We start from the raw sequence: 26641 nt of genomic DNA on the forward strand, positions 1-26641 counted from the left end.
CACGCCATGAGCGACAAGGACGCTACGGAAACGATAGGTGCGGATGCCGCCGGAATAGCCCGCGCGGCTGAAATCTTGCGCGCTGGCGGGTTGGTAGCAGTACCGACAGAGACAGTTTACGGGCTCGCCGCGCGTGCAGACAGCGACGAAGCCGTGGCAAAGATTTACGCTGCGAAGGGGCGACCTTCGATCAATCCGCTTATCGTCCATGTTGCATCATTGGGGCAGGCTAGGGCGCTCGCAGAGTTTGTAGGCCATGCCGAGGAGGTTGCTGCCGCTGCGTGGCCGGGAGCGCTGACTTTGGTCCTGCCAAGAAAGCCGGATGCTCAGCTTGCCGCACCAATCTCCGCCGGGCTGCCGACAGTTGCAATCCGGATGCCCGCGCATCCCACTATGCGTGCATTGATAGAAGCGTGTGATTTTCCGTTGGCGGCCCCATCGGCGAACCGCAGTAATGCGATCAGCCCGACTAGCGCTGGGCATGTGCTGGCGACGCTCGACGGACGGATTGATCTGGTGCTTGATGCGGGTGCTTCGGAAAAGGGCTTGGAATCCACGATCTTGGCGATCCGCCATGACGGCTCTTGGGAAGAACTGCGTCCCGGGCCGGTCGACGTATCCCTGCTCCATGAGCATTTCTTTGGTCGACCGCTACGTGGAGCGGAGGCAACAGGGGAGATAGAGGCACCGGGCCAGATGGTGCGGCATTACTCTCCGGGCAAACCGGTGCGATTGAACGCGCGCGTGAGTGAGGCAGGAGAATTCCTGATCGGCTTCGGCTTGATCCGAGGCGCTTGCAGCCTGTCGGAAAAGGGCGATCTCGGAGAAGCGGCCGCCAAACTATACTCCTACCTTCATCAGGCGGCGCAATCAGACTGTCCAAAAATCGCAATTGCCCCAATTCCGAATGACGGAATCGGGAAAGCAATCAACGACCGGCTCCGCAGAGCCGCTGCCTAACTAGCGGGACTCCGGCTCGACTGGCACGCTCGGCATCAGGACCTGCATCTCGGCGTAGATTTTCTGCGCTTTCTCGCAGCCGCGCCGGTCGCCATCTGCGCATTTCTGCTGCTGCTTTTCGTAGTCGCGTTGGAGTTTGCCGAGCTCTTCCTCGCGCTTGCGGATTTCGCGCCCGCGCTTCTCGTCAGCTTCGGATTGGCTGGTAGTCGCAAGGTCCACAGCCTTGCCCGCCACGCGGACGGGGGCCGTCACTACGTCAACCGCAGCTTTGGCGAGGCAGCCCTGCAATGTGAAAGCGAGGGCGACGACTACAAAAGGGGTTATGCGACGAGTGGGAAGGGACATTGGAATTCCTTTCCCTGACTGCATAACCCCTTTGGAGTGAATCGTCGATGATCGGTGTTATTCGGCAGTATTGCCGCCTGCTTCGGGCTCGGCTGCGTCCGCTGTCACTTCTGCCGGCCCGCAATCGAGAGTGCCTGACCCGAAAGAACTCAGCTCACATTTGGCGTTGCCGACCACCTTGATGTCACCGGACCCGCCGATGGTTGCCTCGACTGTACCATCAGAGGCAAAGGCAACGTCACCCGATCCACCAATGGTAATGTCGGCATCATCAACCTGGACGTCGGCAAACTTAATGTCGCCATTTCCGCCGATCGTGACATCGAGCTTTTTGACCGTACCTTTTGCGCTCACCTCTCCGGACCCGCCGACATTGATATCGAGATCATCGACGTCGAGAGCAGCAATTATGACATTGCCGCTGCCGCCAATGTTTACATCAGCCTCTTTTGCCAGAGACGGGGCTTCGACAGTGCCCGATCCGCCGATCGATAGCGATTTGGGTACAGGCATGGTGACGTTCACAGTCGTTGAGCCGCTGCCGCCCCAATTTCCGCTCTCGCGCCCGATTTCCAAAGTGTCGCCGTCAATATCGAAGCGAAGCTCTGCCGCAGCGTCGGCGTCACCATCGACGGTGATATTCAGCGTATCGCCTTCGGTAATAATGACCTTGTCCGGGCCGGCAATGGCCAGTGCAGTGGGCGCATCGCCCGACATATCGAGATCAGCGAGCGGTACGCCGTCGCTGCCGCTCATTTGAATGTCCATTTCGCACCCGCCCAGAGCCAAGCCGAAAGCAAGTGCCGCTGCAGAAGCTGTGCGTTTGAAATTCTGACTAACCATACCATCCTCCAATAACTGTATTGCTTACATAATACAGCCTGAGGTCGGATACAACCATGCAACGAAAAAGGGCCGCCCAATCGGACGGCCCCTATCGGTGTGATTACGCAGCTGGTCGATCAGCTATCGTCGTCGTCATTGTCATAATATTGCGGCGCGTGCTCGCGCAGAATGTCCAGAACCTTTTCGAGAGCGGTCGGTTCGTCGGTCTTGTCCATTGCTGCCAATTCGCGAGCAAGGCGGCTGGAGGCTGCTTCGAAAATCTGGCGTTCCGAATAGCTTTGCTCGGGCTGGTCGTCCGGGCGGAACAGATCGCGAGTCACCTCGGCGATGAGAACAATCTCGCCCGAATTGATCTTCGCTTCATATTCTTGCGCACGACGGCTCCACATGGTTCGCTTGACCTTGGGCTTGCCTTTGAGCGTTTCCATCGCCTCTTTCAAAGTCTTGTCGCTCGACAGTTTGCGCATGCCAATGGCTTCGACTTTGTTTGTTGGCACACGGAGCGTCATTCGCTCCTTTTCAAAGCGGAGAACGTAGAGCTCGAGGTCCATGCCTGCGATTTCTTCATTCTGAATCTCGGTAACACGGCCGACACCGTGCTTGGGGTAGACGACATAGTCGCCGACATCGAAGGCAAGGCCTTTGGCTGCCATAAAAAGTCCTTTCGTGCGGGCCGATCACTTCAAAACAGTCAAATGCTCTAGCGCCCGCATCGCCTGATGCGGTCGTAGCGCGATTTGTGTGTATTGGGTGGTCTGCGCCTTTCTAATATCCACCTGACGCCGGGACCAACCGGCGCGGTTGCATTATTATGTAGCACAATTTCAACAAAATTGCGAGTCCCGTGAAGATGTGCTCTTGTCGCTACTTCCTGCCATAATTGAGAACATCCAATATGCACCTCATGACTGCCCTATTGCCGGTATTGATGGCGAATGAGGCGCCACAATTTATAGCGTTCGATCCGTCGGTTTCGGACGAGGTGGTCGCCGTGATGAAACGGCGCAGCGAGCTTGAACCCGATGCCTTCATCGCAGAGTTGGAGAAGTTGGCCGATAGGGGCGATGTTGGCGCGCTGGAATATCTTGGCGAGATATATGAGGCAGGACTTCTGAATCGGCCAAAAGATGAAGTGAAGGCATGCGATTACTTCGAACGCGTGGGTAACGCCCGCGCTGATTCGTTGCACAACATGGCAACCTGTTTTTACAACGGACGCGGCCGAGCAGAAAACCACGCCAAAGCGCGCATTCTCTATGCGCAGGCGGCCGAGGCCGGTTGGCTCATGTCCTATTGCGCGCGTGGCAACATGCTGATCAAAGGGCAGGGCGGTGATGTTGATGTGGGACGCGGTTTGGAACTATGCCGCTTCGCCGCAGATCTTGGCGACAAGAACGCGCAAACCGATCTCGGCGGGTATTTGCTGATGGGCAAAGTGACCGAGCGCAAGCCCGTCGAGGCGCGTGAATGGCTGACCAGAGCGGCCAACCAGGAACAGGGCAATGCCAGCTATTTGCTCGGCCAGATTTACGAGAAAGGTGACGGGGTTGGTCGCGACACCACGAAGTCACGCGATTGGTACAAAATTGCTCACCGGCTTGGCCGTGATGATGCGCCTTATCGGTTGATGCTGTCATTCCTTACCGATGCAGCGAGCAAGCGCGATGGAAAGACAGTGATCGATCCTGCCTATACTCCGCATATTCTCGAATGGGGCCGGATCGCGGCACAGGTCGACTACAATGAAGAGCGCCGCAAACAAGCGGCCGACATCGTGGCCGAGCTGGAAAGCTAGTCAACACTCATCTGGATTTTGAGCGGTTAGCGCGGCATTTAGCGCTGAGCCAAGTCGCCCTCTAGTCACCTTCTCCGGGCTCGGCAGAGAAGAACTTCTCCATTTTGCCTTCCATGCCTTTATAGTCGTCTGCATCGGCAGGCGGCTCTTTCTGGCTGGTGATGTTTGGCCATTCCGCCGAGTACTTGGTATTCATCTCGAGAATTTTCTCGAGGCCATCTTCGGTGTCGGGCAGAATTGCTTCGGCGGGACACTCTGGCTCGCACACGCCGCAATCGATACATTCGCTGGGGTTGATGACCAGCATGTTCTCGCCTTCATAGAAGCAATCCACCGGACAGACTTCGACGCAATCGGTATATTTGCATTTGATGCACGCATCGGTGACGACATATGTCATTGCGGCGTATTCCTTTTATTCTGAAACGCTCGGAAGAAATTCTCTTTGGCCTGCTATGGTCGTTCGCCTTGCGGGTCAAGAACGCGATAGCATGACTGTGCGACAGCGGGCGGTCCACGGCGCTCGGGAATGGAGAGAATTTCTATCACGGTCACGCCGCTTCCTATCGGCAAGACCAGTACGTCTCCGACCGACACTGTATAGCTGTCGCGTTCAATCCGGTTGCCGTTACAGCGTATGTGCCCTTCGTCCACCAGCTGATGCGCCTGACTGCGCGTTTTGGCAAAGCGCAAATAGCAAAGCAGCCGGTCGATCCTCATGCAGATTTCATACTACCGGACAAGAACCGCCAAAGCTGCAAACGCGTTGCCTTCGCGCGGTTTGGTTGGCTTTGAGCGTTCCTGCTTGCGCCGCGATGGGCGCCATTCGCACGAATCGGGGGTCGCCGGGCCAAAAGCGCCTTCGGGTAGAGCCTTTGCCGCGTGAATGCGGAACCCTGCGGCACCAAGCAGTCTTTTGTAGCTATCGGGAGTAAGCCCGGTCGAAATCGCCAATGCCGGGTCGACAAAGAAACGCTTCTTGCCTGTCTTTGCACGCGCATCATGCGTGGCCCGGAGGATTTTCTCGGCAATATCGATCCGCACGGCCTGCTTGCCGGCGGGCCGGTAGCCAGAAGGATGCTTGCCCGCGCCATCGATGACTGGAATCATCGCATCGTTGAGCGGCCTGCGATCAACCCCCATCGCGTGGAGCACTTTGCGTGGTGCTGGCTTGAGCAGCACTGGTGCAAAGATGTCGAGCGCACCGAAAGTGACACCAAGGCGGCGCAGGAAAGGCCTCATTTCCTTGGGTAAGTGTTGCAGGCCCGCTTTTTCGCGAGTGACAAAGCCGTGACCGGCAATCAGCGTGAGCAGTAAGGCGCGCGCTTCAGATCCGGCATCTGAGTCATGCGTTGCGTCCTCCATTTTGCCGAGCGGCGCTATAGATTCGATCTGTTTTGCGAGCCATCCCTCAAGCGCTTTGGTCAATATTGCCCGATCTGCTTCGTTCAGAACATCCAGATCACGCTCTAGTGCCAGTTTCGTGCGTGCCGGATTGGTGCCGAGATCGAGTTTGGCAATCCGCTGCGCCTCCCACCAGACCGCACCCTTTCGGAGTTCAAGCGTATCGAGTCCTCCATCTGCCAATCTGCGCGCTCTTTCGCCGAGAATACGCGGCAGAGCCTTCTCGCCTGCTGACAGCAGCATCTTACGATCGGTGTGATTGGCACTTGGATCAACCGTGAAACGGAACCCTTTCACCTCGCCAATGGGCTCGTCCTCAACCGAGAGTACGCCGTCATCAGACAGATTCACGGCTAACAACGAGGCGTCCTGGCCTAAAGATTTCATCAGGATTGCAGTCCTTCTACTCACAAAACGTTCGGTCAGCCGCCCATGCAGTGCATCGGACAGCTTGGCCTCGACGCCCCTTGCGCGGCTGGCCATTTCATCGCGCGCTAGAACCCAATCGGGTCTCTGGCAAATGTAAGCCCAACTGCGGATCGCGGCAATTCGCCCCTGCAGCGCGTGAATGTCGCCCTGCATATTGTCGAGTTCAGAAATCCGCGCCGCAACATAATCGGCGCCGATATAGTCGTGCCGCAGATCCTGCCACAGTCGCGCGACGAAGCGCGAATGCGTCTCGGCGCCCTGTTGGCGGAAGTCTGGCAGCGAACAAACTTCCCAGAATCTACGGACTTGCGACGCCGTCTTGACGTCCTTGCCAATAGGATCATCTGCCAAGCGCTTTAAAACCGCCAGATCAACCGTCTCGGGCATGATCTGCAATTCGGGTTCATGCGGAATGCGTTCGAGATCGCCGATCAGGACTTTGAGCGTATCGAAACGCGGCTGCGCGTCGCGCCAATACAGCTTGGTCATCGGCGCGAACCGGTGCTCTTCGATTGCGTAGATCTCTTCTTCAGTAAATTCGGCCGGTTCCGCTTTGGTATCGCCTGCACCCGAAAGCGTACCGAACGTTCCATCACGCTGGTGCCGGCCCGCCCGACCCGCGATTTGCGCCATTTCGGCAGGGCGCAATCGCCGCATCCGCACGCCGTCAAATTTCTTCAGCGATGCGAAGGCCACATGATTGATGTCGAGATTTAGACCCATCCCGATCGCGTCTGTTGCGACGATGTAATCAACTTCGCCCGATTGGAAGAGTTCGACCTGGCGATTGCGGGTTTCCGGGCTCAGCGCGCCCATGACAACGGCGGAGCCACCACGAAAACGGCGGAGCATCTCGGCAACCGCGTAAACTTGCTCGGCCGAAAAGGCGACAATCGCGCTGCGAGGAGGCAGACGGGAGAGTTTGCGTGGGCCAATATGGGTGAGTGTAGAAAAACGCGGGCGTTCGGAAATCTCCGCCTTTGGAATGAGCGAACGCACAAGCGGTGCCAGCGTCGCAGCGCCCAATAACAACGTCTCCTCACGACCGCGTGCATGGAGCAAGTGGTCGGTAAAGATATGGCCGCGCTCGCGGTTTCCGCCGAGCTGTGCTTCATCGAGCGCGACGAAGGCATGGTCGCCGCCATTCTTGGGCATGGCTTCTGCAGTGCACAGAAAATAGCGCGCATTGGGCGGCTCAATCCGCTCTTCGCCCGTAATCAGCGCAACCTGCGCCTCGCCTTTGATCCCGACCACCCGGTCATAGACTTCGCGCGCGAGCAGTCGCAGCGGAAACCCCATCGCACCGCTCGAATGCGCGCACATCCGCTCGATGGCGAGATGGGTCTTGCCAGTGTTGGTGGGTCCCAGGACGGCCTTAATGGTGGATTGGTTGCGCATGTGGTGTGCTTCGCGACCAATGTGGCACTCGCTTGCCCGCCCGGCAACCGCTCGCCGCACGCGATCAACAGCCCGTCTCAAAGCCGAGTCCGCCCGCCGCAGATTAGGGCGGAATTAACTTTAATTCTGCAAGAAACCACGCATAGACGGGCCATTGGGTCGGCCAATGGGTCAAGTCGTCCGCTGATCACGCGCGACTTCAATTGGAGAGCGGGTTGTACACACCGCCTAAAAGCGACGCTGCAGAAGATGCAGCAATAGACGCGCCCTATGATGGGGGCAATGGCGAGACGTCATGGCGTACCGTTGCGCTTACGCACGACCAGATTATTGATGACGACCGCCCGCAAGTTCTCCAACGCGCTAGCGGCCTCACCGAAAAATTCGACGAATGGCGTTTTTCTGCTTCGGAGAGGTTGGAGAAAGTCGATCTGACGCCCGATCTGGCAGAATCGATTGGCAGCAAGCGCTGGTTCCGCGGTCTCGGCACGATGTTGGGGCTCTCCGCCATTGCGCTCGCAATGTGGCCCGACTTCTCACCGCTCGAGGCCGCACCGGTCATGGACGTGAATGACAGCGTTCGTGACGAGTTTCGTAGCCAGATGATCATGCCCCTCGCGCTCGGCGCGGATAGCGGACGGCATATGGGCGCAACACCGACGGTAGTGGAGCTCCAAAGTGCACCGGAGCGCCCGCAACTCGATATGCTCGCGACGTTGGCGCGCGGTGACAGTTTTGGGCGGATGTTGCAGCGGGCTGGTGTCGGCTCGCGCGATGCCGACCGAGTAAGCGAATTGATCGGCCGAACCATGTCGCTGAGCGATATCGAGTCGGGCACGCAGGTGGATATCACATTGGGCCGCCGTCCCGCTCCGGGTGAAACACGGCCCCTCGACAATCTCAGCTTTCGGGCGCGCTTCGATCTCGCTCTGCAGATCGAGCGCGTTGATGGCAATCTGGCGTTAAAACGTATCCCGATCCGGGTTGATGACACGCCGCTGAGGATTCGCGGTACGGTCGGCAGTAGCCTGTATCGCTCTGCCCGTGCAGCAGGGGCTCCAGCCAGTGCCGTCCAGCAATATCTTTCCGCATTGGGCGACCAGATCGATATGGACCGTGAAGTGCGGTCGACCGACACATTCGATATTATTGTATCGCATCGCCGCGCCGCTACTGGTGAGCGCCAGGCGGGCAAGTTGCTCTATGCGGGTATCGATCGCAGCGGAACGCCAAAGACTCAGCTGATGCGCTGGGGCAAAGATGGCCGCTTCTACGAAGCGTCAGGAGTTGGTGAGCAGCGCAGCGGGCTTGTCGCACCTGTGCCGGGTCCGATCAGTTCTCGGTACGGTATGCGCCGCCACCCGATCCTAGGATATCGCCGAATGCACGCGGGTCTCGATTTCCGGGCACGCACCGGCACTCCGATTGTGGCAGTGACTGATGGCCGTGTTGTCGGTGCCGGGCGCATGGGTGGCTGTGGCAAAGCGGTTCGTCTCAATCACTCAGGCAATCTTGCGACACGCTATTGCCATATGAGCCGGATCGCCGTGCGGCGCGGTCAATCGGTCCAGCGCGGGCAGATCATTGGCTATGTTGGTTCAACCGGGCTCTCAACCGGACCGCACTTGCATTACGAGATGTATCGCGGTGGCCGTTCGGTGAACCCTGCATCGGTTCGCTTTGTCACCCGCGCACAGCTTTCGGGCGAGGACCTGCGGAAATTTCGCGCGGCGCTGGCCAAGCTCAAAACGGTAGAAGAAGGCGCTGCGCTCGCTGATCTGGAGCAGAAACCATCGGAAATGGGCGAGCCTGAGCGTGAGATCGATAAGCTGGAAACGCCTAAGAAGATCAGCTGACGCAGCTTTCTGCGCCCGATAATCGAACCGCGGATTGAACCGCGCTGGTAATTGCGGCACATGATGCGGCGATGACTGGATTATTCCCCGACACTCGCCTGCGCCGTACGCGTGCCTCCGGCTGGAGCCGCGCGCTCCACCGCGAAACCGTCTTGACGCCAGCAGACTTGATCTGGCCGCTCTTCGTGACTGAAGGGAGTGGCGTGGAAGAGCCTATCGCCTCTCTGCCAGGCGTATCGCGCTGGTCGGTCGATGGAATCGCTGCACGCGCCAAAGAAGCGGTACAGCTTGGTATTCCATGCATCGCTCTGTTTCCAAACACGCAGCCTGACCGCCGGTCGGACGATGGCGCGGAAGCCCTCAACCCCGACAATCTAATGTGCCGAGCCATCAAGGCGATACGCGACGCGTGCGGCTCGGATGTAGGCATTCTGACTGATGTCGCGCTCGATCCCTACACCGCGCACGGTCAAGATGGTTTGCTCGATGATGCCGGTTATGTGGTGAACGACCCGACTGTCGAAGTGTTGGTTGGGCAGGCCCTCAATCAGACGGTCGCCGGTGCCGACATTATTGCACCATCGGACATGATGGATGGCCGGATTGGCTCGATCCGTGCCGCTCTGGAAGGCGAAGGCCACGTCAATGTGCAGATCATGGCCTATGCGGCCAAATATGCCTCTGCCTTCTACGGGCCGTTTCGTGATGCAGTGGGGTCAGGTGGTCTACTGAAGGGCGATAAGAAAAGTTATCAGATGGATCCAGCCAATGGCGAAGAGGCGCTACGCGAAGTCGCGCTCGATATCTCCGAAGGCGCGGACAGCGTAATGGTCAAACCTGGACTGCCTTACCTCGATATCGTTCGCCGGGTGAAAGAGCGCTTTGAAGTTCCGACCTTCGCGTACCAAGTCAGCGGCGAATACGCGATGATTGAAGCCGCTGCGGCAGCTGGTGCCGGCGATCGCGATGCGCTGGTGCTCGAAACCTTGATGAGCTTCAAACGCGCTGGGTGCACCGGTGTGCTGACCTACCATTCGGAACATGCGGCCAAGCTGTTGAATGGGTGATCTGGTTTTGGAGACTGCCCGGCTTGTCCTTCGCAAGCCGCAGGACGGCGATGCGCTGCTGCAAATGGAATGCTTGAACACTCCAGCAGTAATGGAGCATCTGGGCGGCCCGAAAGAGCTCCATGAGATCGAAGCCAAGCACGCCAAGGTCGAGGCATCATTCGCCCGCGAGAATTTTGGCTTCATGATGGCAATCGAAAAAGCGACTGGAGATATGGTTGGGCATTGTGGCCTGAAACGCGTTGATCATCCATTGGCAAAGAACATTGGCGATTTGGAGGTCGGCTGGCTGATCCGTGAAGATCGATGGCGCATGGGTTATGCCAGTGAAGCTGTTTGCGCGACGCTCGATATGGCGTTTGCGCGCGAACTTGCGCCGCACGTCGTTGCACTCACCAGCGAGCGGAACGCGCCAAGTTGGCGCTTTATGGAAAAGCTTGGAATGGTTCGGCGCAAGGATCTCGATTTTGTCGATCCGGCCTTTGCTGAGCGCGATAGTCCAACGATTGTCTATCGGCTCGACAGCCACGACTGGTTGGCGCGTGCAGCATGAGCGGCTTCCGTTTGGAAACCGAGCGCCTGATCTTGCGCGATTGGCGTGACGAGGACTGGCCGCCTTTTCTTGAACATACCAACACGCCTGCGGTTATGCGCTGGCTCGGTGGAGTCCTCAATGCAGAAAAGCAGGCATGGATGCGGGGCAGGCTGGAGGGATATCAACGCGACCATGGCTTCACTTTCTGGGTGGTTGAACGCAAATCGGACGGCGGTCATCTGGCCGGCGAGATCATCGGTTTTTGCGGATTGAAGATGTCCAACCAAGAAGGTGGTCCGATGGGCGAGCACGAGATTGGTTGGCGGCTACGCGAAGATGCTTGGGGCAAGGGCTATGCCCGAGAAGCGGCGCAGGCGAGTTTGCGCGTCGGCTTCGAACGATTTGACGCGCCGCATATCCTTGCGCTCACGGTTGATGGCAACATTGGCAGCTGGGGCTTGATGGAGCGCCTTGGCATGAAGCGCCGCAAAGATCTCGATTTCGAGAACGATGATTTCAGTGACGAAGATTCAACGATTATCGTCTATCGGATCGGTCGCGATGATTGGCGGGAAGCGGGCTAGATGACACACACACGGCGGTGGCTGTTTGTTGCTACAATACTCACGGGCAGCTTTCTGCTGTTTCTGGTGCAGCCATTGGTTGCGCGCATGGCTTTGCCGCGCCTCGGCGGGGCATCAGCGGTGTGGAACAGCGCAATGCTGGTCTATCAGGCGCTGTTGCTGGGTGGATATGCTTATGCCCATGCTCTTTCGCGTTTCACAATCGCACGGCAAGCAAGCATCCATATCGCGCTTCTGGTTCTCGCCGGCCTAACATTGCCGATTGCGCTGGCCGATTTACCACCCCCTTCGCCGGGACTCGAAGTGGTTTGGGTGCCGCTACTGTTTCTCGCGACAATTGGCCCAGTGTTCTTTGTCGTTTCCGCTCAGGCACCACTGATCCAGCGGTGGTATGCCGCCAATGAGGGTGCGGGCGACCCCTATTGGCTTTATGCGGCATCAAATATCGGCAGCTTCTCGGGATTGTTAGCTTATCCGTTGCTGCTGGAACCGAACTACGCGCTGGCCGATCAAAGTACAGTTTGGAGCGTTGGCTATGGGCTGTTGTTAGCCCTTGTGGTCTTAGCGGCCGTCTCGCGCTGGAAAGCGGCCAACGAGACGGACGATGCTGACGGCCGTGAAAAGGCAGAACCGATCGGCGCACGGCGGATATGTTTGTGGTTGGCGTTAGCCGCCGTGCCGTCAGGCTTGATGCTTTCGACGACGACACATTTGACGACTGACATTGTGGCGATGCCGTTGCTGTGGGTTATTCCTCTAGGTCTATATTTGTTGAGCTTCGTGTTCGCATTCAACGAGAACAGCACAATTGGCTGGGTGTTGGCGAAAGTGGCGCCTGTAACCGTAATATTGCTGGGCAGCTTGGCGATGGTCAGCGGCAGTTCGGGCGGTCTAAACGCTGCTTTGGCGTCTGTGGGTCTGCTGTTTGTCGCTGCGGTGGCGCTGCATCGGCGGCTTTATCAGGATCGGCCGGGAGTTGAGCGTCTGACGTTTTTCTATCTGGTGATGAGTGCGGGCGGCGTCCTGGGCGGCGCGTTCACCGCCTTGCTGGCTCCCGCCCTGTTTGATTGGGTTTGGGAGCACCCGCTCCTCGTCCTTGCAGCTGCTGCCTTGCTACCAAACACACCGCTGATCGATTGGATGAAGCGGTTCGGTTTCGGCGAGAGCAGCAAGCGAATTGCGGTCTTGGTGATTTTGCTGGCCGCGGTTTTGTTCGCCAATCTGCTTGATCACTTTGTCGCGAGCGAGAGCACTCTGGGGCTCTACGCAATGGTCTTGGCGGTCACATTATGCGGCGTACTTGTGTTGGGTAATCGCTGGGCGATGGTAGCGATTTTGCTGGTGTTGATGATTGCCCGCGGCGGATATGCGACGTTGGCGACCTCAATCAAAGGTGATCGCGATCGTAGCTATTTCGGCATTTACACAGTGACCGACGATCCTGTGAACGACAGACGCCGCTTGATCCATGGCACGACCGTTCACGGTGCGCAGAACACCAATCCCGCAGAGCAGTTCGATCCAACTACCTATTACGGACGAACGTCGGGTGTAGGCTTGGCGCTGGCTGCTGCGCCAGAGCTTGTCGGACCGGAAGCAAGTGTTGGTGTTGTTGGTCTCGGTGTCGGGACACTCGCTTGCTATCGGAAGCCCGGACAGAGCTGGGAGTTCTTCGAGATCGATCCCAAGGTGGTGGAATATTCGCGCGACGGCTCGTTCAGTTTTGTCAGCCACTGCAGCCCCAATTCAGAAATGCATATTGGTGATGCACGGGTGGTGCTGGAGGGCATGGAAGACGGTCGCTTCAACATGTTGGTTGTCGATGCGTTTAGCTCGGACTCTATCCCCGTTCATCTGATGACATCAGAAGCGTTCGGATTGTACCGTCGGATGGTCGGCGCTGACGGTGTGGTAATGGTGCACATTTCAAACCGATTTATGGATCTGCAGCCGGTGATTGCGGCTTTGGCCGATGAGCAGGGCCTGACTGCTCGGGTGCGGATTGACAATGCCGATAAGGAAGCGGGCATCACCGCTTCGATGTGGGTCGCGCTGTCTCCCAATCCAGCAAAGATAGAGGAACTGGCTCAATCGGAAGAGAGTGCCGATTGGCAACAGTTACCGCAACGTGTGGATACGGTCTGGACCGATGATTTCGCATCGATCCTCCCTTTCATCCAGTGGGAAAATGTGCTCGGTAAGTGAGTATGAAAAACTCCCGACCCGGCGTCGCCATCATTCCCATTCATGGCAAGAGTCCGCAAATCCACGATAGCGCCTTCGTCGCACCAGGCAGTGTGCTGGTGGGCGATGTCGAGATCGGTGCGGATAGCTCGATCTGGTATAATTGCGTGCTGCGCGCGGATGTCAGCCGGATTGTGATCGGCGAGCGGTCCAATATTCAGGATGGCACCGTAGTCCATTGCGATCCCGAGCGCCCCGGATCACCGGGCGGTTCACCGTGCATCATCGGCGACGATGTTTTGATCGGCCATATGGCGATGGTTCATGGATGCGTGATCGAAGATCGCGGCTTTGTGGGTTTAGGCGCGATTGCGATGAACAATTCTCGAATTGGTAGCGATGCGATGCTGGCGGCTGGCGCGATGCTCACCGAGAACAAGGTGATGGAACCCCGCCAGCTATGGGCGGGGCGCCCGGCGAAGTTCCTGCGTGATCTCCCTGACCCGGCGATTGCAGGGATGCGCGTCGGCGTGGCGCATTATGTCGAGAACGCCAAACACCACAGTGCCGCGGTTGGCGAGGCTGACATTTCCTAAGGCGTCACGACACCAGATGTTGCGCCGCGCAACTGCTTGGCTGCAGCGTTAGCTGTCGGGCATCTTGGTCGCATATTTGAACATATGCGGGACGAAATCCGCCTTCCCGATCTCTAGCCCTTCTGCGCGAAGGATCGCGTAGGCTGTGGTCAGGTGAAAGTAGAAGTTCGGCATCGCCCAATCGCGGATATATTCAGACAGAGTCATCGTGAACTGCATGCCATTAGGCAGATCCATCACCGTCTGGCTGTCGCCGTCTTTCATATCGCCTTCCTTAATCGCGCCAAGGTGCTCGTCCATCTTGGCGAGAACGTTTCTGGCATCGGCGAGAGATGCATCATTGTCATCGCGCGACGTGAAAGCGCGCCCAGTCAACCGCTCGGCCGCTTCGCCCGGCTGGTTGGACAGAAAGCGGATTTGCACCGCCAACGGATGCATGTCGTCCGCAAGCTTGGCTTCGAGCAGGGCATCACCTTTTGAATGCGCTTCGGCTTTGGTCAACAGGCCGGACAACATCGTCAAACCTTGGCGATATACGGGAATTGATTGTTCATAGAGGTTCATGGGGAGGTCTCCTTCACCCACCCATCTATGCAATCAAGTTGCAAATTGCAACTGGAAAAGAAGGGGTGCAAGTCCGTTCAGACTCACGCCCCATTTTGTACCGAACTGAGTTCCGTCAGTCTTTGCTGTCGGCTTTGTCATCGCCGGTTTCCGCGTCAGGCTTCTTCGGGGGTGCCTTCTTTGCCGCCGGCTTCTTTTTCGGCTTCTTCTTTGCTGTGGCCTTCGGGGGGGCCGGGGTCAGTTCGAAGGTGGGCTTTCCATCCTTCACACTCACATGCACTTCGCCGCCGCCGGTCAGTTTGCCGAACAGAAGTTCTTCTGCGAGCGGCTGCTTGATTTTGTCCTGGATTAGGCGGCCCATCGGACGTGCGCCGTAGAGCTTGTCGTACCCATTCGCAGCGAGCCAATCACGTGCATCCGAATCGAACTGGATGTGAACATTTTGGTCGGCCAGCTGCAGCTCGAGTTGCAGGATGAATTTGTCGACCACGCGGCTGACCGTGGTTTTGCCGAGATAGGCAAACGGTACGATCGCATCCAAGCGGTTGCGGAATTCGGGTGTGAACATCTTCTTCACAGCCTCTGTCCCTGCGTCTTCCTTCGACACATCGCCAAACCCGATCCCGCTGCGTGCCATATCGGACGCACCGGCATTGGTGGTCATGACCAGCACAACATTGCGGAAATCGACCGTCTTGCCGTGATGATCGGTCAAACGGCCATTATCCATTACCTGCAACAGAATGTTGAACAGATCCGGATGGGCTTTCTCGATCTCGTCGAGCAGCAACACGCAATGCGGGTTCTGGTCGATGGCATCGGTCAGCAAACCGCCTTGGTCATAACCGACATAGCCCGGAGGCGCACCGATCAAGCGGCTGACGCTGTGACGCTCCATATATTCGGACATATCGAACCGCTTCAGTTCGATACCCATGATTGAGGCTAGCTGGCGCGCGACTTCGGTCTTACCGACGCCGGTAGGACCGCTGAACAGGAACGAGCCGATCGGCTTGTCCGGATCGCGCAGACCGGCACGGCTTAGTTTCATGGCAGTGGAGAGGCGGGTAATCGCTTCATCCTGACCGAATACAACGTGCTTCAGATCTCGCCCAAGATTTTCGAGCGCTTTCTTGTCATCCTTGGAGACTGATTTGGGCGGTATGCGCGCCATCGTTGCGATGACTTGCTCGATCTCGCGCGCGGTGATCTTCTTCTTGCGGCGGCTTGGCGGCATCAGCATTTGCATCGCGCCGACTTCGTCAATCACGTCGATCGCCTTATCGGGCAGCTTCCGGTCGTTGATATAACGGGCCGATAGTTCGACGGCGGTTTTCAGCGCATCGGGTGTGTATTTGACCTTGTGGTGATCCTCGAACGCGCTGCGCAAACCTTTGAGGATCTTGATCGTGTCTTCGACTGTGGGCTCGTTCACATCGATTTTCTGGAACCGGCGCAGCAGCGCGCGGTCCTTCTCGAAGTGATTGCGGAATTCTTTGTACGTGGTCGAGCCGACGCAGCGGATTGTTCCGCCGCTAAGCGCTGGCTTGAGCAGGTTGGAGGCATCCATCGCCCCGCCGCTCGTTGCGCCTGCACCGATCACGGTGTGAATCTCGTCAATGAACAGAACCGCTTCGGGCATTTGCTCGAGCTCGCCCACGACTTGCTTCAGCCGCTCCTCGAAATCGCCACGGTAGCGCGTGCCCGCGAGGAGTGCGCCCATATCAAGCGAGTAAATCACTGCATCGGCGAGCACTTCAGGCACATCGCCTTCAACGATTTTGCGCGCGAGGCCTTCAGCAATCGCGGTTTTCCCGACGCCGGGATCGCCGACATAGAGCGGGTTATTCTTGCTGCGGCGGCACAGAATCTGGATCGTCCGGTCCACTTCCGGACCGCGGCCGATCAGTGGATCGATCTTGCCGTCTTCGGCCTTCTTGTTGAGATTGACCGTAAACTGGTCGAGTGCGGTTTCTTTCTTGCCGCCACCTTCGCCCGGTTTCTCGTCCCCGGTCGTGTCTTCAGCGCCTTGCGGCGTGCCAACATCGAGTTGCTTGCCACCCTTGCCGATGCCGTGACTGATAAAGCTGACTGCATCGAGCCGGCTCATATCCTGCTGCTGGAGGAAATAGACTGCGTAGGAATCACGCTCGGAGAACAATGCGACCAACACATTGGCGCCGGTAACGGTGTCTTTGCCCGAGGATTGTACGTGCAGGATAGCGCGCTGGATCACCCGCTGGAAACCGGCGGTCGGTTGCGGGTCGGAATCTTCCTCTGTTTTGAGCGATTGGTATTCTTGGTCGAGATAGGTTTTCACCACCTCGCTCAATTCACCCAAATCAACGCCGCAGCTTTTCATTACTGCTGCCGCGTCTTCATCTTCGATCAGCGCGAGCAGTAAATGCTCCAGCGTGGCATATTCATGCCGCCGGTCGGACGCATTCGCGAGAGCGTTGTGAAGCGTCTTTTCGAGGTTCTGAGCGAAACTGGGCATTTAGCTATCTTTCTGCGCTAGATAATTAAGTCCTCTTTCGAGGAAGTATGAACAGGCATGGTTAACCAAACCTAAATAGGTATCGAAGCGAGAGCTGTGAACGATTGCCGCCATCAACTCTTTTTCCCGAATAAGGCATCTGCAGCGGCCATATGCGCCGATGCTTTGTCACGGTGCGCCTTCACCCGGGCGATTTCCGCTTCCAGCAGAATGATGCGTTCCGCCAGCTCGTCTTGCGAATAGGGGCCGAGATCCTCGGTCGCGAGCTTGCTCGCGGCGTCGCCGGTGTGGCGGGGGAGGTCGTCGTTTTCCATAATTTACAAACTCGCAAGGGGGAGTGCTTGCTGTCAATGTCAGGTGGGGGTAGTTCGGCGACAAACAAGTGATCTGTTACGACTTAGCCACAGATCGGGTGCTGTTTGAACGTTAGGCAGCACAATAGACGACATAATCGAGCGGAGACTCGAGGGGGTTTTGAATGAGGACCGGAATTCCAGCGACGATGCAGGCCATAGGCTTTGACGAGCCCGGCGGGCCGGATGTGCTGCGTGCGGAGAGCCTGGCTGTACCGCAACCCGCAGAGGGCGAAGTGTTGATCCGCGTCGCCTATGCGGGGGTCAACCGTCCCGATGTGATCCAGCGGATGGGGCGTTATCCGGCCCCTCCAGGCGCATCGCCGATCCCCGGTTTGGAAATTGCGGGTGCAGTGGTTGCCCAGGGTGAGGGCGTAACGCCGGATTCGATAGGGCAGCATGTTTGCGCTCTCGTCACCGGCGGCGGCTATGCCGAATACTGCATTGCAAAGATCGCGCATTGTTTGCCTGTGCCGGAGGGAATGTCGCTTGCCGAAGCGGCGGCACTGCCGGAAACGCTGTTTACCGTGTGGCATAATGTGTTCGAGCGCGGTTGGGCGTGCGAGGGAGAAACTCTGCTTGTGCACGGCGGGACTAGCGGGATCGGCACAATGGCGATCAAGCTGGGCAAGCTGTTCGGCCTGACCGTGATCGTGACGTGTGGAAGCGACGAGAAATGTGCTGCAGCGGTCACAATCGGCGCGGATCATGCGATCAATTACAAATCAGCCGACTTCGTAGAGGAAGTGAAGCGCATCACCGAGGGCAAGGGTGCGCAATTGGTGCTCGACATGGTCTCAGGCGACTACGTGCCGCGCAACCTCGCCTGCCTCGCCGAAGATGGCCGCCATGTAACCATTGCCGTGCTCGGCGGGATGAAGGCGGAATTGAATATGGCACAAATCATGGCGCGGCGGCTGACATTGACGGGTTCGACTTTGCGCGCGAGGCCTGACGAGTTCAAAGCTCTGCTGTGCGATGAAATATTCGGCACCGTTTGGCCACATGTCGAAGATGGCTCGCTGCGCCCTGAAATGGACCGGGTGTTCCCACTGCGCGAGGCGGGCGCGGCCCATGCGCACATGGAAGCCGGCAGCCATATCGGGAAAATCGTATTGGAAACCGGAAATGGCTGAGCGCTACACGCTTCACGAAGATCCACGCAGCGGCAATTGCTACAAGATAAAGCTGACCGCGGCGCTGCTCGGTCTCGCTCTTGAATCCAGACAATATGACATTCTGAAAGGCGAGACACGCACGCCTGACTTTATGGCCAATGTGAACCCGAATGGCCGTATTCCGACTTTGCAAATAGGCGATCGCTTTCTGCCGGAGAGCAATGCAGCCTGTTGGTATCTGGCAGAGGGCTCCTCGCTCATTCCAGATGACCGCTTCACCCGGGCAGAGATGCTCAGCTGGATGTTCTTTGAACAATATAGCCACGAACCCAACATCGCGACATTGCGGTTCTGGATGCAATTTGTTGGTGAGGCGAATTTATCAGAGCAGCAGAAGGCGCAAATCCAGCTGAAACGGATTGCGGGCCAGGATGCGCTCGAATTGATGGATAGGCACCTTGCGACGCGCGAATGGATGGCGGGCGATGCTGCGAGCCTCGCTGATATCGTGCTCTACCCTTATACGCATGTCGCAGATGCAGGCGGATTTCCGCTCGCCGACTATGCGCATATATGGGCGTGGATTGAGCGTGTGCAGGCGCTATCGGATTTTATCGCCATGGATTGAGCGCGCTGGGGCCTCAGTTGTCCTGACTGACATTAGGCACCATCAGTGAAGCAGCGTAATTGCTTGCCGAAATGCAGCGCATGCCCTAGATCATGCCTACGACGGCCGCTCCGCAAGGGGCGGCCCTATTATTTTTGCCCGTATTTTCCGGAGACTTCCCGTGGCGCAAACCAAAGCTCAAGCCAAACCTCTCATGCCGCACGCGACGGCAACATGGCTGATTGACAATAGCGGCCTCGCTTTTGAACAGATTGCTGAATTTTGCGGCCTCCATATCCTCGAAGTGCAGGCGATGGCTGATGATCTTGCGGGTAGCAAATATACTGGTCGTGACCCGTTGCATTCTGGCGAATTGACGCAGGAAGAGATTGCCAAGGGCGAAGCAGATTCGACCTATAGTCTGGTGATGCAAAAGGCTCCGGTCGAAGTTACCCGGACCAAGGGCCCACGTTACACGCCGGTGTCGAAGCGGCAGGATAAGCCCGATGGCATTGCCTGGCTGCTGCGCAATCACCCCGAGATTTCAGATGCGCAGGTTTCGAAGCTGATCGGTACGACGCGCAATACCATCAACGCGATCCGTGACCGGACACACTGGAACATCCAGAACATTCAGCCCAAAGATCCGGTAACGCTGGGTCTGTGTTCGCAGCGCGAACTCGACGCGGTTGTTGCCAAAGCGGCGAAGAACATTCCTGCTCCCGAAGTGGATGAAGATGCCGAAGTCGCGGCTCCGGTCGTCGAGAAAGTCAGCGATAAGGATAAGCTGATTGCTGAACTCCACGCGGAACGTGCAGCGGAAGAAAAAGCTGCGGCTGAAGCTGCGCAGGAAGCCGAAGCTGCTGCATGGCTTGAAGCCAAGCGTGCGGGTGAAGCCGATGGCAGCGCTGCAGCGGCAGAGCAGAATCCGCATGAGGAGCCTGCCGAAGAGAGTGCCGAAGAGGCTACGCAGGACAGCACTGAAGAAAGCGCTGGCGACAGCGCGTAAATTTGCCGCACTTGGCAAAAAGAGACTGAGCTGGCCGGAATGGCCTTGCCCTGACCGCAGGGCGCTGCCATTCCCACTTACATGAGTGTCAGTAGCGCAAGCAATCCGTTCGCCGAAATCGCCTATCACCACGCATCGCCGTGGGACACCGCGTTTGAACCAATGGCGCTGCCCGATATGTTCGCGGCCACCACGCGCCGCTTCCCTAATGCGCCGCTTGCACATTTTATGGGGCGTAGCTTTTCCTACACAGAGCTGTTCAGCGATGCACAGCGCTTTGCGATTGCACTAAAAGAGCGTGGCGTTGCACCGGGTGACCGGATCGGTCTGTTTCTGCCCAATGTCCCGCTCTATATCTCGGTCTATTACGGCGCGATGATGGCTGGCGCTGTGGTGGTAAACTTCTCGCCGCTCTACACAGTTGAGGAACTGGCACAGCAGGTTGCTGATTCTGGCACCAAGATGCTGGTGACTGTCGATGTGCCGGAATTGTTCGATACTGCGGCCAAGGTTCTCGAGTGCTCGGAACTCGAAACGCTAGTGGTCGGCGAACTGGCGACAATGCTGCCTGGACTAAAAGGCCTGGCGATGAGGATTTTCGCGCGCAGCAAGATTGCCAAGATTGCCTATTCGGACACAATCCTTGCTTGGGACCAGCTGCTGCCCGGCGCGAATTGGACACTGTGCTTGGACGAAAAGCACCCTGATTTGCCCGATGTCGCAACCGACGCACTGGCACTGCTCCAATATACCGGAGGCACTACCGGCGCGCCAAAGGGAGCGATGCTCAGTCACGCCAATTTGTCGATCAACGCGCAGCAAGTCGCATCGATTAACCCGTTCGATAATGCGCAGGACGAAGTGTTCATGGGCGCATTGCCGATGTTCCATGTGTTCGCAAACACGGCGCTACTCAATCACGCGATTGTAACCGGGGCGTCGATTGCGATGGTCCCTCGATTTGAAGTTGCGCAGGTGCTGGATACAATAGCCAAGTATGGCGCGACCGGATTTCCTGGCGTGCCAACAATGTTTCAGGCACTGCTTGATAACCCTAAACTCGCGAAGACAGATATGTCCTCGCTCAAGGTCTGTATCTCTGGCGGTGCGCCTATCTCCGCACCGACGCGAGAGAACTTTGAAACCGCAACGGGCGTTCGAGTTGTTGAAGGTTACGGCCTGACTGAAAGTTCAGGCGTTGTATCGGTCAATCCCTACGATGGGGTGCGCAAATCGGGCACCATCGGACAAGTCGTCCCGGGCACAAAGGTTCGTTTCGTCGATAAAGAAGATGCGTCACAACCCGCCAAACCGGGCGAGCCGGGTGAGTTGGTCATTCGTGGACCGCAGATCATGCAAGGCTATTGGAACCGGCCCGAAGCTGCAGCGACCGCCTTTGTCATCATCGACGGCGAGCCGTGGCTGCGGACCGGCGACATCGCAGTCATGGATGATGAAGGCTTCATCCAGATCGTTGATCGCAGCAAGGACATGATCGCTGTCGGCGGCTTCAAAGTCTTTCCGAGCCAAGTTGAAGAAGTGTTGGTCGAGCATGAAGCGGTGAAGGAAGCCCTCGTGATCGGTATGCCGGATGATTATCTTGGCGAAACTCCGCACGCATACATCACGCTCAACGATGGGGTCGATACAAGCGGTGAAGATCTGGCTGCATGGCTCAACGATCGTGTCGGCAAGCATGAGCGCGTGTCGAAAGTCGTTATTCGGTACGAATTACCCAAAACGATGATCGGCAAGCTCGACCGAAAGGCGTTGCGCGCCGAAGTTCAGAAATAGTCTGGATGTGACGCTGCCCAAACGGGCAGGAGTGCCGGCAGCCGCTTAGTTGGCGACGATCAGCTTAGGCTCTTCTTCGCTACCGGCAGACTTGCTTTTGGCAGGACTACTACTTTGCGATCCCTGCGGCGCAAAACGGCCTTCGACCTGAGCGCCTTGCTCAATCGTCAGCGCATCATATTGCACATCGCCACGGATTCTGGCTGATTTTAGAATCACCAATTCGCGAGCGGTAATCGAACCGGTCAATGTGCCGGCCATCCGCGCAGATTCGGCTTTGATCGCGCCGTCGATGACGCTTGACTCGCCTTGAACCAGTGAGGCGCAGGTGATGTCACCTTCTATTGCGCCATCTACGTGCAGTTCGGTTGACGCCGACACATCGCCTTTGATGGTCACGTCCGAACCGATTACCGAAAAGGTCGAGTTCTTGCTGGACATTGGCTTACTGGCCTGACTGACGCGAGGCGTCTGCTGCTCGGGCTTTTTTGAGAACATGGGGGGCTTTCTCCAAGAAGGGGCGAGGATTTACAGGCCGGCCGTTAATGCGCACTTCGAAATGCAAGTGCGGGCCGGTTGAACGGCCGGTGTTGCCAATCGCGCCAATGACATCACCGGCGGCGACATCCTGCCCCACAGTGGCTGCGAATTTGGACATGTGAGCGTAGCGGGTCATCAATCCATTGCCGTGGCTGACCTCGACGGTTTTGCCGTAGCCGGATTTCCAGCCGACATATGACACGGTGCCCTGCGCAGCGGAATAGATCGGCGCGCCGCGAGGGCCTTTGAAGTCGAGCCCGGAATGCATCGCGCCGCGCCGGGTGAATGGATCACGTCGATAGCCAAAGCCGGACGAAATGGACTCCGGATTAGCAGGGGCTACTTGTGGAATACCTTGAAGGCCGCGCTCCAACGCCGCCATCCGGGCCATGCTGAGGCCGAGCCGCTCAAATCGCGGATCAATTTCGCCGTTTGCACTGGTCGATAGGGTATTGAGGGGACCACCCATCGCTTCTTGACCAGCGTACTGTTCGATGGCGCGCGGATCGAGGCCGAGCTGCCGGATAGCACTGGCAGCTCGCGCTGCACGGCGATCAGCGAAACGTGTCAGCCGTTCAACAAAGGCCAGTTGGCGTGCTTCAAGTTCGGCAAGCGCTGCTGCTTCCGGGATCAATGCGCTGATCTTGGAAACAGTTTCAGTCGCTTCGCTGGTCGAATCGGTGACTGTGTCATTTTCGGACTTGGTAGTAACATCCTCGGGCAGCGCTGCTGCTGCCGCTTCCACAAAATCCTGTCGTGCAGCAAGATCAGCCGCAACCTTATCGATGTCGCCTGAATAGGCATCGATGCGTTCTTGCGTCGTAGCTACGCGCGCTTCACGTTCTAACAGAGATGAGCGTTCAGCCTGTGCCTGATATTGGGCCCATGCCATAACCGCCATGGATATACCCCAAGCGAGCAAAGCCGCCAGCACTGCAAGCGCTGCGACTTTCTGAACTTTGGACGATACTTTGATGAAGCGAACTTGGCCTTGGGACCGCATGAAAAATTCGCGATCCGGGAACCAGTCAGCCAAACGGCTACGCCAACCGTCTGCTGTTGTGTTCTTATCCAATGAAAGTCCCCACGACCCGATTCTTGTTATTGAACAGCGCAGCTAGCATGCCAAGCGCTTAGGGTCGAATCGGTTTACCCTTGCGTAAGTGCATTCGGAGCCGAATCGACAGAATCCCGGGATGAAACGTTTGAGCGTTCCCATTATTGGACAGAATCGGTGCGCGAATCGTTGGCTGGCACGTACCAGCTGTTCGATTCGCGGAGTGTAATTTGGCTGCCTGACAGAACTCGCAGCCGCTGCTAGACGGTCTGCATGACAATCCGGACAGGGCTTCTCGGCGGCAGTTTCAATCCTGCCCATGGCGGGCATCGCCGGGTGTCGCTGTTCGCGATGGATGCACTGGGGCTGGATGAAATCTGGTGGCTGGTTTCACCGGGAAATCCGCTCAAGCCCAAAACAGGCATGGCGCCTCTCGCCGTGCGGATGCAGTCCGCCATCGAGCAAGCGAAACGCGTGCCGATCAAAGTCACTGCGATCGAGCGCGAAATGCAGACGCGTTACACAGTCGATACACTTAAGAAGATCACTCAGCGTTATCCCAAACGCAATTTCACATGGCTCATGGGTTCAGATAATCTCGCGCAATTCCACCGTTGGCGGCGTTGGCGGGATATCGCGCGGACAATGCCGATTGCGGTGATCGCGCGGCCCGGCTATGATGCAGATGCTGTTGCCAGTCCCGCAATGGCGTGGCTCAGACGTTATCAGACATCTGCAGCGCAGTTTAGACATGGGACCATAAGGAGCGCACCGGCACTGGTGACATTACGATTTGACCCTGATTCACGCTCGGCTACCGCCATTCGGCAGGCCGATCCGAACTGGGCATCCCGATTGTCGGCCAATTCGCTGCGTGACCAAGTGACCCACCGCATAGTTTCAACAAATGAAGCGATAACAGCAGCATGATAGGCTGCTCGTTCTTTCCATCGACCAATTATACAAAGTTCATTCATGATAACCGAGGTATCCAAAACGCCTATGACTCAGGCGCCACCAACCAATGCCGATTCTGCTATGACTGAGGTCAAGGCTGAGCCTGGCTCGCCGTTAGCCGTCGTGCTGTCACAGCTAGACGACGATCAGGCGCAAGACATCGTGACGATCCCGCTTGAAGGAAAATCGAGCATCGCTGATCACATGGTGATCGCTTCTGGCCGTTCGACACGGCAAGTCGCCTCAATGGCGCAAAAGCTGGCAGAGCGGATCAAGAAGGAAGGGCATGGCCCGGTTCGCTTGGAAGGCTTGCCGGCAGCGGATTGGGTGCTGATCGATGGCGGTGATGTTGTCGTCCACTTGTTTCGTCCCGAAGTCCGTAGCTTCTACAATCTCGAACGGATGTGGGCTTTCGGCGATGCACCTCCGGTGGCATCGGGTAACGCGTAACAACTGGCTGCGCGGCACTGATCCATGCGGCTTCATGTTATCGCGCGCGGAAAGATCGCCCGGTCTCCAGAGGCTGAGTTGGTCGCGCGCTATGAAAAGCGCCTGACATGGCCAGTGAAACTCACGGAACTGCCTGAAACCGGCGGCAAAATCCCAGAGCCGCAAACTCCGTTCAAAACCGTCCTGCTTGATGAGCGGGGGAAGCAATTCGATTCGCAAAGTTTCGCCGCGCTACTTGGCGGGTGGCGTGATGATGGCATGCGTGAAGTACGTTTTGTGATTGGCGCGGCGGACGGGCATACGCGCGAAGAACGCGATCAGGCCGATGTGCTGTTGGCATTCGGAAAAGCCACTTGGCCGCATTTGATTGCCCGGGCGATGTTGATGGAGCAACTCTACCGTGCCACGACAATCCTTGCCGGGCATCCCTATCATCGTGCAGGGTAGGCCTATGCGGTTCGCGCCTAAATTTTTTGTTCTGGCATTTCTTGTGCCCGTTGCTGCGGGAACGGTCGCCTATGCGCAGCGCGATGCGGTGTTTGATGATCCGGCGACGACGCGAGAAGCGCTGAACCGCGCGCTCACTGAAGCAAAGGACGCCGAAGAACGCGGCCAACGGTTAGAGGCTGAGGCCCGCGCCGCCACCGAGGCTGCGGAGAAAACCGCCACTGAAGCTGCCGCACTGGCTGCGCGCATCCAGCAAGCGGAAGCGGGTATCGCTGCTGCTGAGGCGCGCATTGCGTTGATCGGTGAGCAGCAAAACACATTAAACCGGAGGCTGGCGGCGCGGCGTGGTCCGCTTGTGCGGTTGACCGGTGCGCTGCAAAAGCTTGCCCGCCGCCCGTTGGCGCTCTCCGCACTGAAGCCGGGCAGCCTGCGCGAGACCGTCTATCTGCGCGCCATGCTTGAAAGCACGATCCCTGAAGTACGCAAGCGGACGGCGGCACTTCGCGGCGAGATCGAAAAAGGCCTCGCGCTTGAGGAAGAGGCGCAGCAAGCGCTTTCCGCATTGCGAGCCAGCGAAGAACAGCTCGACGAGCGGCGGAGTAGCCTTGCCGCTCTTGAAACGCGGCAACGTTTGGCATCACGCCAAGCCAGCGGCGACGCCGATCGCGAAGTCGAACGCGCTCTGGCTTTGGCGGAAGAAGCGCGCGACCTTGATTCGCTGGTTGATCAACTCGATGCTGCGGGTAGCCTGCGCAAAGAACTGGCGGCGCTCCCTGGGCCAACCATGCGCCCCAGCAGTCCGCAAACATCGCTCGCCAGCGGCACACCTTCGCCAACGCCAACTTCAACCGGCCCTGCATCTGGGTTCCGCCTACCCGTATCGGGCCGCACAATCGCCGGCTTCGGTGAAGCAAGCGATGGCGGAGTGCGCAATTCTGGCATTTCACTCTCGCCTCGCACGGGCGCGCAGATCGTTGCACCAGCGGAAGGGCGCGTGGCCTTTGCAGGCCCGTACCGCGGTTATGACCGTATCGTGATCATTGAGCATGTTGGCGGCTGGACCAGCCTTGTAACCGGTCTTGCTCGCACAGATATTTCTGTCGGTCAGGAACTGGTGTCCGGATCGCCACTTGGCGTCGCCGGGTCGGAGCTGCCAGTTGTTACATTCGAGTTGCGTCGCAACGGCACACCGGTGAATCCGCTCGAATATTTGCAGTAGATTGACCAAAGTCTCGCCCACTTCATCGGT

The 26641-nt window shown here is 57.7% G+C and carries 27 protein-coding genes; 16 read left to right on the forward strand and 11 right to left on the reverse strand.

The window, feature by feature from the left end:
• The first annotated feature begins 6 nt into the window (after nt 1–6).
• Nucleotides 7–960, forward strand: a complete 954-nt coding sequence (locus J9777_RS12195) for an L-threonylcarbamoyladenylate synthase (protein WP_209349091.1) — start codon at nt 7–9, stop codon at nt 958–960.
• On the opposite strand, the gene J9777_RS12200 is transcribed toward J9777_RS12195, so the two are convergent.
• From J9777_RS12200 to J9777_RS12210, 3 genes are all read right to left on the reverse strand, one after another.
• Nucleotides 961–1305, reverse strand: coding sequence for a hypothetical protein (locus J9777_RS12200; RefSeq protein ID WP_209349092.1), 345 nt, complete (start codon nt 1303–1305; stop codon nt 961–963).
• A 57-nt stretch (nt 1306–1362) separates the two neighbouring features.
• Complete coding sequence (locus J9777_RS12205; protein WP_245228728.1) at nt 1363–2148, reverse strand: head GIN domain-containing protein; 786 nt, start codon at nt 2146–2148, stop codon at nt 1363–1365.
• Between the two features lie 119 nt (nt 2149–2267).
• Nucleotides 2268–2804, reverse strand: coding sequence for a CarD family transcriptional regulator (locus J9777_RS12210; RefSeq protein ID WP_209349093.1), 537 nt, complete (start codon nt 2802–2804; stop codon nt 2268–2270).
• A gap of 251 nt (nt 2805–3055) precedes the next feature.
• Here J9777_RS12210 and J9777_RS12215 point away from each other — a divergent pair, with 251 nt between their 5' ends.
• Entirely contained in the window at nt 3056–3946 is an 891-nt protein-coding gene (locus J9777_RS12215) for a tetratricopeptide repeat protein (RefSeq protein WP_209349094.1), read from the forward strand.
• A 61-nt stretch (nt 3947–4007) separates the two neighbouring features.
• Here the strand turns inward: J9777_RS12215 and fdxA are convergent, their stop codons facing one another.
• Genes fdxA through J9777_RS12230 form a run of 3 tightly spaced genes read right to left on the reverse strand, consistent with a single transcriptional unit; the run spans nt 4008 to nt 7177 of the window.
• Complete coding sequence (gene fdxA, locus J9777_RS12220; protein ID WP_209349095.1) at nt 4008–4346, reverse strand: ferredoxin FdxA; 339 nt, start codon at nt 4344–4346, stop codon at nt 4008–4010.
• Nucleotides 4347–4399: 53 nt separating this feature from the next.
• A complete protein-coding gene (locus J9777_RS12225; RefSeq protein ID WP_209349096.1) occupies nt 4400–4666 on the reverse strand; it encodes a S4 domain-containing protein in 267 nt (88 codons plus the stop codon).
• A gap of 12 nt (nt 4667–4678) precedes the next feature.
• Nucleotides 4679–7177, reverse strand: coding sequence for a helicase-related protein (locus tag J9777_RS12230; RefSeq protein ID WP_209349097.1), 2499 nt, complete (start codon nt 7175–7177; stop codon nt 4679–4681).
• A 215-nt stretch (nt 7178–7392) separates the two neighbouring features.
• Between J9777_RS12230 and J9777_RS12235 the strand changes: the two genes are divergently transcribed.
• The 6 genes from J9777_RS12235 (at nt 7393) to J9777_RS12260 (ending at nt 13999) form a co-directional block, all read left to right on the forward strand.
• Nucleotides 7393–9033, forward strand: coding sequence for a M23 family metallopeptidase (locus tag J9777_RS12235; RefSeq protein ID WP_245228729.1), 1641 nt, complete (start codon nt 7393–7395; stop codon nt 9031–9033).
• Nucleotides 9034–9104: 71 nt separating this feature from the next.
• Entirely contained in the window at nt 9105–10100 is a 996-nt protein-coding gene (hemB, locus tag J9777_RS12240) for a porphobilinogen synthase (RefSeq protein WP_209349099.1), read from the forward strand.
• Entirely contained in the window at nt 10093–10653 is a 561-nt protein-coding gene (locus tag J9777_RS12245; RefSeq protein ID WP_209349100.1) for a GNAT family N-acetyltransferase, read from the forward strand. Before hemB ends, J9777_RS12245 begins: the two co-directional genes overlap by 8 nt.
• The gene (locus tag J9777_RS12250; protein ID WP_209349101.1) at nt 10650–11219 is read left to right on the forward strand and encodes a GNAT family N-acetyltransferase; all 570 of its coding nucleotides are present in this window, start codon (nt 10650–10652) and stop codon (nt 11217–11219) included. Before J9777_RS12245 ends, J9777_RS12250 begins: the two co-directional genes overlap by 4 nt.
• Nucleotides 11220–13424, forward strand: a complete 2205-nt coding sequence (locus tag J9777_RS12255; protein ID WP_209349102.1) for a fused MFS/spermidine synthase — start codon at nt 11220–11222, stop codon at nt 13422–13424.
• Nucleotides 13425–13426: 2 nt separating this feature from the next.
• Entirely contained in the window at nt 13427–13999 is a 573-nt protein-coding gene (locus J9777_RS12260; protein ID WP_209349103.1) for a gamma carbonic anhydrase family protein, read from the forward strand.
• 48 nt (nt 14000–14047) lie between these two features.
• Here J9777_RS12260 and J9777_RS12265 read toward each other — a convergent pair whose 3' ends face one another.
• The 3 genes from J9777_RS12265 to J9777_RS12275 form a co-directional block, all read right to left on the reverse strand.
• The gene (locus J9777_RS12265) at nt 14048–14563 is read right to left on the reverse strand and encodes a DUF1993 domain-containing protein (RefSeq protein WP_209349104.1); all 516 of its coding nucleotides are present in this window, start codon (nt 14561–14563) and stop codon (nt 14048–14050) included.
• A gap of 115 nt (nt 14564–14678) precedes the next feature.
• On the reverse strand, nt 14679–17060 hold the full coding sequence (gene clpA, locus J9777_RS12270; RefSeq protein ID WP_209349105.1) for an ATP-dependent Clp protease ATP-binding subunit ClpA: 2382 nt from the start codon (nt 17058–17060) through the stop codon (nt 14679–14681).
• A 113-nt stretch (nt 17061–17173) separates the two neighbouring features.
• Entirely contained in the window at nt 17174–17374 is a 201-nt protein-coding gene (locus J9777_RS12275) for a DUF1192 domain-containing protein (RefSeq protein ID WP_209349106.1), read from the reverse strand.
• A gap of 164 nt (nt 17375–17538) precedes the next feature.
• Here J9777_RS12275 and J9777_RS12280 point away from each other — a divergent pair, with 164 nt between their 5' ends.
• The 4 genes from J9777_RS12280 to J9777_RS12295 all read left to right on the forward strand — a co-directional run bounded on the left by J9777_RS12280 (nt 17539) and on the right by J9777_RS12295 (nt 21941).
• Nucleotides 17539–18549, forward strand: a complete 1011-nt coding sequence (locus J9777_RS12280; protein ID WP_209349107.1) for an NAD(P)H-quinone oxidoreductase — start codon at nt 17539–17541, stop codon at nt 18547–18549.
• Nucleotides 18542–19159 (forward strand): glutathione S-transferase family protein, encoded by a 618-nt coding sequence (locus tag J9777_RS12285; protein ID WP_209349108.1) that lies wholly within the window; start codon nt 18542–18544, stop codon nt 19157–19159. Before J9777_RS12280 ends, J9777_RS12285 begins: the two co-directional genes overlap by 8 nt.
• 193 nt (nt 19160–19352) lie before the next feature.
• Nucleotides 19353–20147: a DUF1013 domain-containing protein gene (locus J9777_RS12290; protein ID WP_209349563.1), complete on the forward strand. Its 795-nt coding sequence runs from the start codon at nt 19353–19355 to the stop codon at nt 20145–20147.
• A gap of 81 nt (nt 20148–20228) precedes the next feature.
• Nucleotides 20229–21941 (forward strand): long-chain fatty acid--CoA ligase, encoded by a 1713-nt coding sequence (locus tag J9777_RS12295; protein ID WP_209349109.1) that lies wholly within the window; start codon nt 20229–20231, stop codon nt 21939–21941.
• 45 nt (nt 21942–21986) lie between these two features.
• Here J9777_RS12295 and J9777_RS12300 read toward each other — a convergent pair whose 3' ends face one another.
• Both J9777_RS12300 and J9777_RS12305 read right to left on the reverse strand, forming a co-directional pair.
• On the reverse strand, nt 21987–22382 hold the full coding sequence (locus J9777_RS12300; protein ID WP_209349110.1) for a polymer-forming cytoskeletal protein: 396 nt from the start codon (nt 22380–22382) through the stop codon (nt 21987–21989).
• A 4-nt stretch (nt 22383–22386) separates the two neighbouring features.
• Nucleotides 22387–23556 (reverse strand): M23 family metallopeptidase, encoded by a 1170-nt coding sequence (locus J9777_RS12305; RefSeq protein WP_280842203.1) that lies wholly within the window; start codon nt 23554–23556, stop codon nt 22387–22389.
• A 255-nt stretch (nt 23557–23811) separates the two neighbouring features.
• Here J9777_RS12305 and J9777_RS12310 point away from each other — a divergent pair, with 255 nt between their 5' ends.
• The 4 genes from J9777_RS12310 to J9777_RS12325 all read left to right on the forward strand — a co-directional run bounded on the left by J9777_RS12310 (nt 23812) and on the right by J9777_RS12325 (nt 26611).
• Nucleotides 23812–24468 carry a nicotinate-nucleotide adenylyltransferase gene (locus J9777_RS12310; protein ID WP_209349111.1) on the forward strand — a complete coding sequence of 219 codons (657 nt, stop codon included), beginning with the start codon at nt 23812–23814 and terminating at the stop codon, nt 24466–24468.
• A 108-nt stretch (nt 24469–24576) separates the two neighbouring features.
• Nucleotides 24577–24945: a ribosome silencing factor gene (rsfS, locus tag J9777_RS12315; protein WP_245228730.1), complete on the forward strand. Its 369-nt coding sequence runs from the start codon at nt 24577–24579 to the stop codon at nt 24943–24945.
• 24 nt (nt 24946–24969) lie between these two features.
• Nucleotides 24970–25392, forward strand: coding sequence for a 23S rRNA (pseudouridine(1915)-N(3))-methyltransferase RlmH (locus tag J9777_RS12320; RefSeq protein ID WP_209349113.1), 423 nt, complete (start codon nt 24970–24972; stop codon nt 25390–25392).
• 4 nt (nt 25393–25396) lie between these two features.
• A complete protein-coding gene (locus tag J9777_RS12325) occupies nt 25397–26611 on the forward strand; it encodes a peptidoglycan DD-metalloendopeptidase family protein (protein WP_209349114.1) in 1215 nt (404 codons plus the stop codon).
• Nucleotides 26612–26641 lie beyond the last annotated feature (30 nt).

The organism is Pontixanthobacter sp. CEM42 (assembly GCF_017812015.1).
Taxonomy (GTDB): domain Bacteria; phylum Pseudomonadota; class Alphaproteobacteria; order Sphingomonadales; family Sphingomonadaceae; genus Pontixanthobacter.

Bases quoted from the DNA above. Each gene is read 5' to 3' on its own strand.
- J9777_RS12295 (WP_209349109.1), top strand. From the start codon at position 20,229: ATGAGTGTCAGTAGCGCAAGCAATCCGTTCGCCGAAATCGCCTATCAC.
- J9777_RS12320 (WP_209349113.1), top strand. From the start codon at position 24,970: ATGCGGCTTCATGTTATCGCGCGCGGAAAGATCGCCCGGTCTCCAGAG.
- J9777_RS12205 (WP_245228728.1), bottom strand. From the start codon at position 2,148: ATGGTTAGTCAGAATTTCAAACGCACAGCTTCTGCAGCGGCACTTGCT.
- J9777_RS12250 (WP_209349101.1), top strand. From the start codon at position 10,650: ATGAGCGGCTTCCGTTTGGAAACCGAGCGCCTGATCTTGCGCGATTGG.
- J9777_RS12255 (WP_209349102.1), top strand. From the start codon at position 11,220: ATGACACACACACGGCGGTGGCTGTTTGTTGCTACAATACTCACGGGC.
- J9777_RS12210 (WP_209349093.1), bottom strand. From the start codon at position 2,804: ATGGCAGCCAAAGGCCTTGCCTTCGATGTCGGCGACTATGTCGTCTAC.
- J9777_RS12280 (WP_209349107.1), top strand. From the start codon at position 17,539: ATGAGGACCGGAATTCCAGCGACGATGCAGGCCATAGGCTTTGACGAG.
- J9777_RS12200 (WP_209349092.1), bottom strand. From the start codon at position 1,305: ATGTCCCTTCCCACTCGTCGCATAACCCCTTTTGTAGTCGTCGCCCTC.
- J9777_RS12225 (WP_209349096.1), bottom strand. From the start codon at position 4,666: ATGAGGATCGACCGGCTGCTTTGCTATTTGCGCTTTGCCAAAACGCGC.
- J9777_RS12275 (WP_209349106.1), bottom strand. From the start codon at position 17,374: ATGGAAAACGACGACCTCCCCCGCCACACCGGCGACGCCGCGAGCAAG.
- J9777_RS12230 (WP_209349097.1), bottom strand. From the start codon at position 7,177: ATGCGCAACCAATCCACCATTAAGGCCGTCCTGGGACCCACCAACACT.
- J9777_RS12215 (WP_209349094.1), top strand. From the start codon at position 3,056: ATGACTGCCCTATTGCCGGTATTGATGGCGAATGAGGCGCCACAATTT.
- fdxA (WP_209349095.1), bottom strand. From the start codon at position 4,346: ATGACATATGTCGTCACCGATGCGTGCATCAAATGCAAATATACCGAT.
- J9777_RS12195 (WP_209349091.1), top strand. From the start codon at position 7: ATGAGCGACAAGGACGCTACGGAAACGATAGGTGCGGATGCCGCCGGA.
- J9777_RS12245 (WP_209349100.1), top strand. From the start codon at position 10,093: ATGGGTGATCTGGTTTTGGAGACTGCCCGGCTTGTCCTTCGCAAGCCG.
- rsfS (WP_245228730.1), top strand. From the start codon at position 24,577: ATGACTGAGGTCAAGGCTGAGCCTGGCTCGCCGTTAGCCGTCGTGCTG.
- clpA (WP_209349105.1), bottom strand. From the start codon at position 17,060: ATGCCCAGTTTCGCTCAGAACCTCGAAAAGACGCTTCACAACGCTCTC.
- J9777_RS12310 (WP_209349111.1), top strand. From the start codon at position 23,812: ATGACAATCCGGACAGGGCTTCTCGGCGGCAGTTTCAATCCTGCCCAT.
- J9777_RS12265 (WP_209349104.1), bottom strand. From the start codon at position 14,563: ATGAACCTCTATGAACAATCAATTCCCGTATATCGCCAAGGTTTGACG.
- J9777_RS12285 (WP_209349108.1), top strand. From the start codon at position 18,542: ATGGCTGAGCGCTACACGCTTCACGAAGATCCACGCAGCGGCAATTGC.
- J9777_RS12325 (WP_209349114.1), top strand. From the start codon at position 25,397: ATGCGGTTCGCGCCTAAATTTTTTGTTCTGGCATTTCTTGTGCCCGTT.
- J9777_RS12300 (WP_209349110.1), bottom strand. From the start codon at position 22,382: ATGTCCAGCAAGAACTCGACCTTTTCGGTAATCGGTTCGGACGTGACC.
- J9777_RS12260 (WP_209349103.1), top strand. From the start codon at position 13,427: ATGAAAAACTCCCGACCCGGCGTCGCCATCATTCCCATTCATGGCAAG.
- J9777_RS12290 (WP_209349563.1), top strand. From the start codon at position 19,353: ATGCCGCACGCGACGGCAACATGGCTGATTGACAATAGCGGCCTCGCT.
- hemB (WP_209349099.1), top strand. From the start codon at position 9,105: ATGACTGGATTATTCCCCGACACTCGCCTGCGCCGTACGCGTGCCTCC.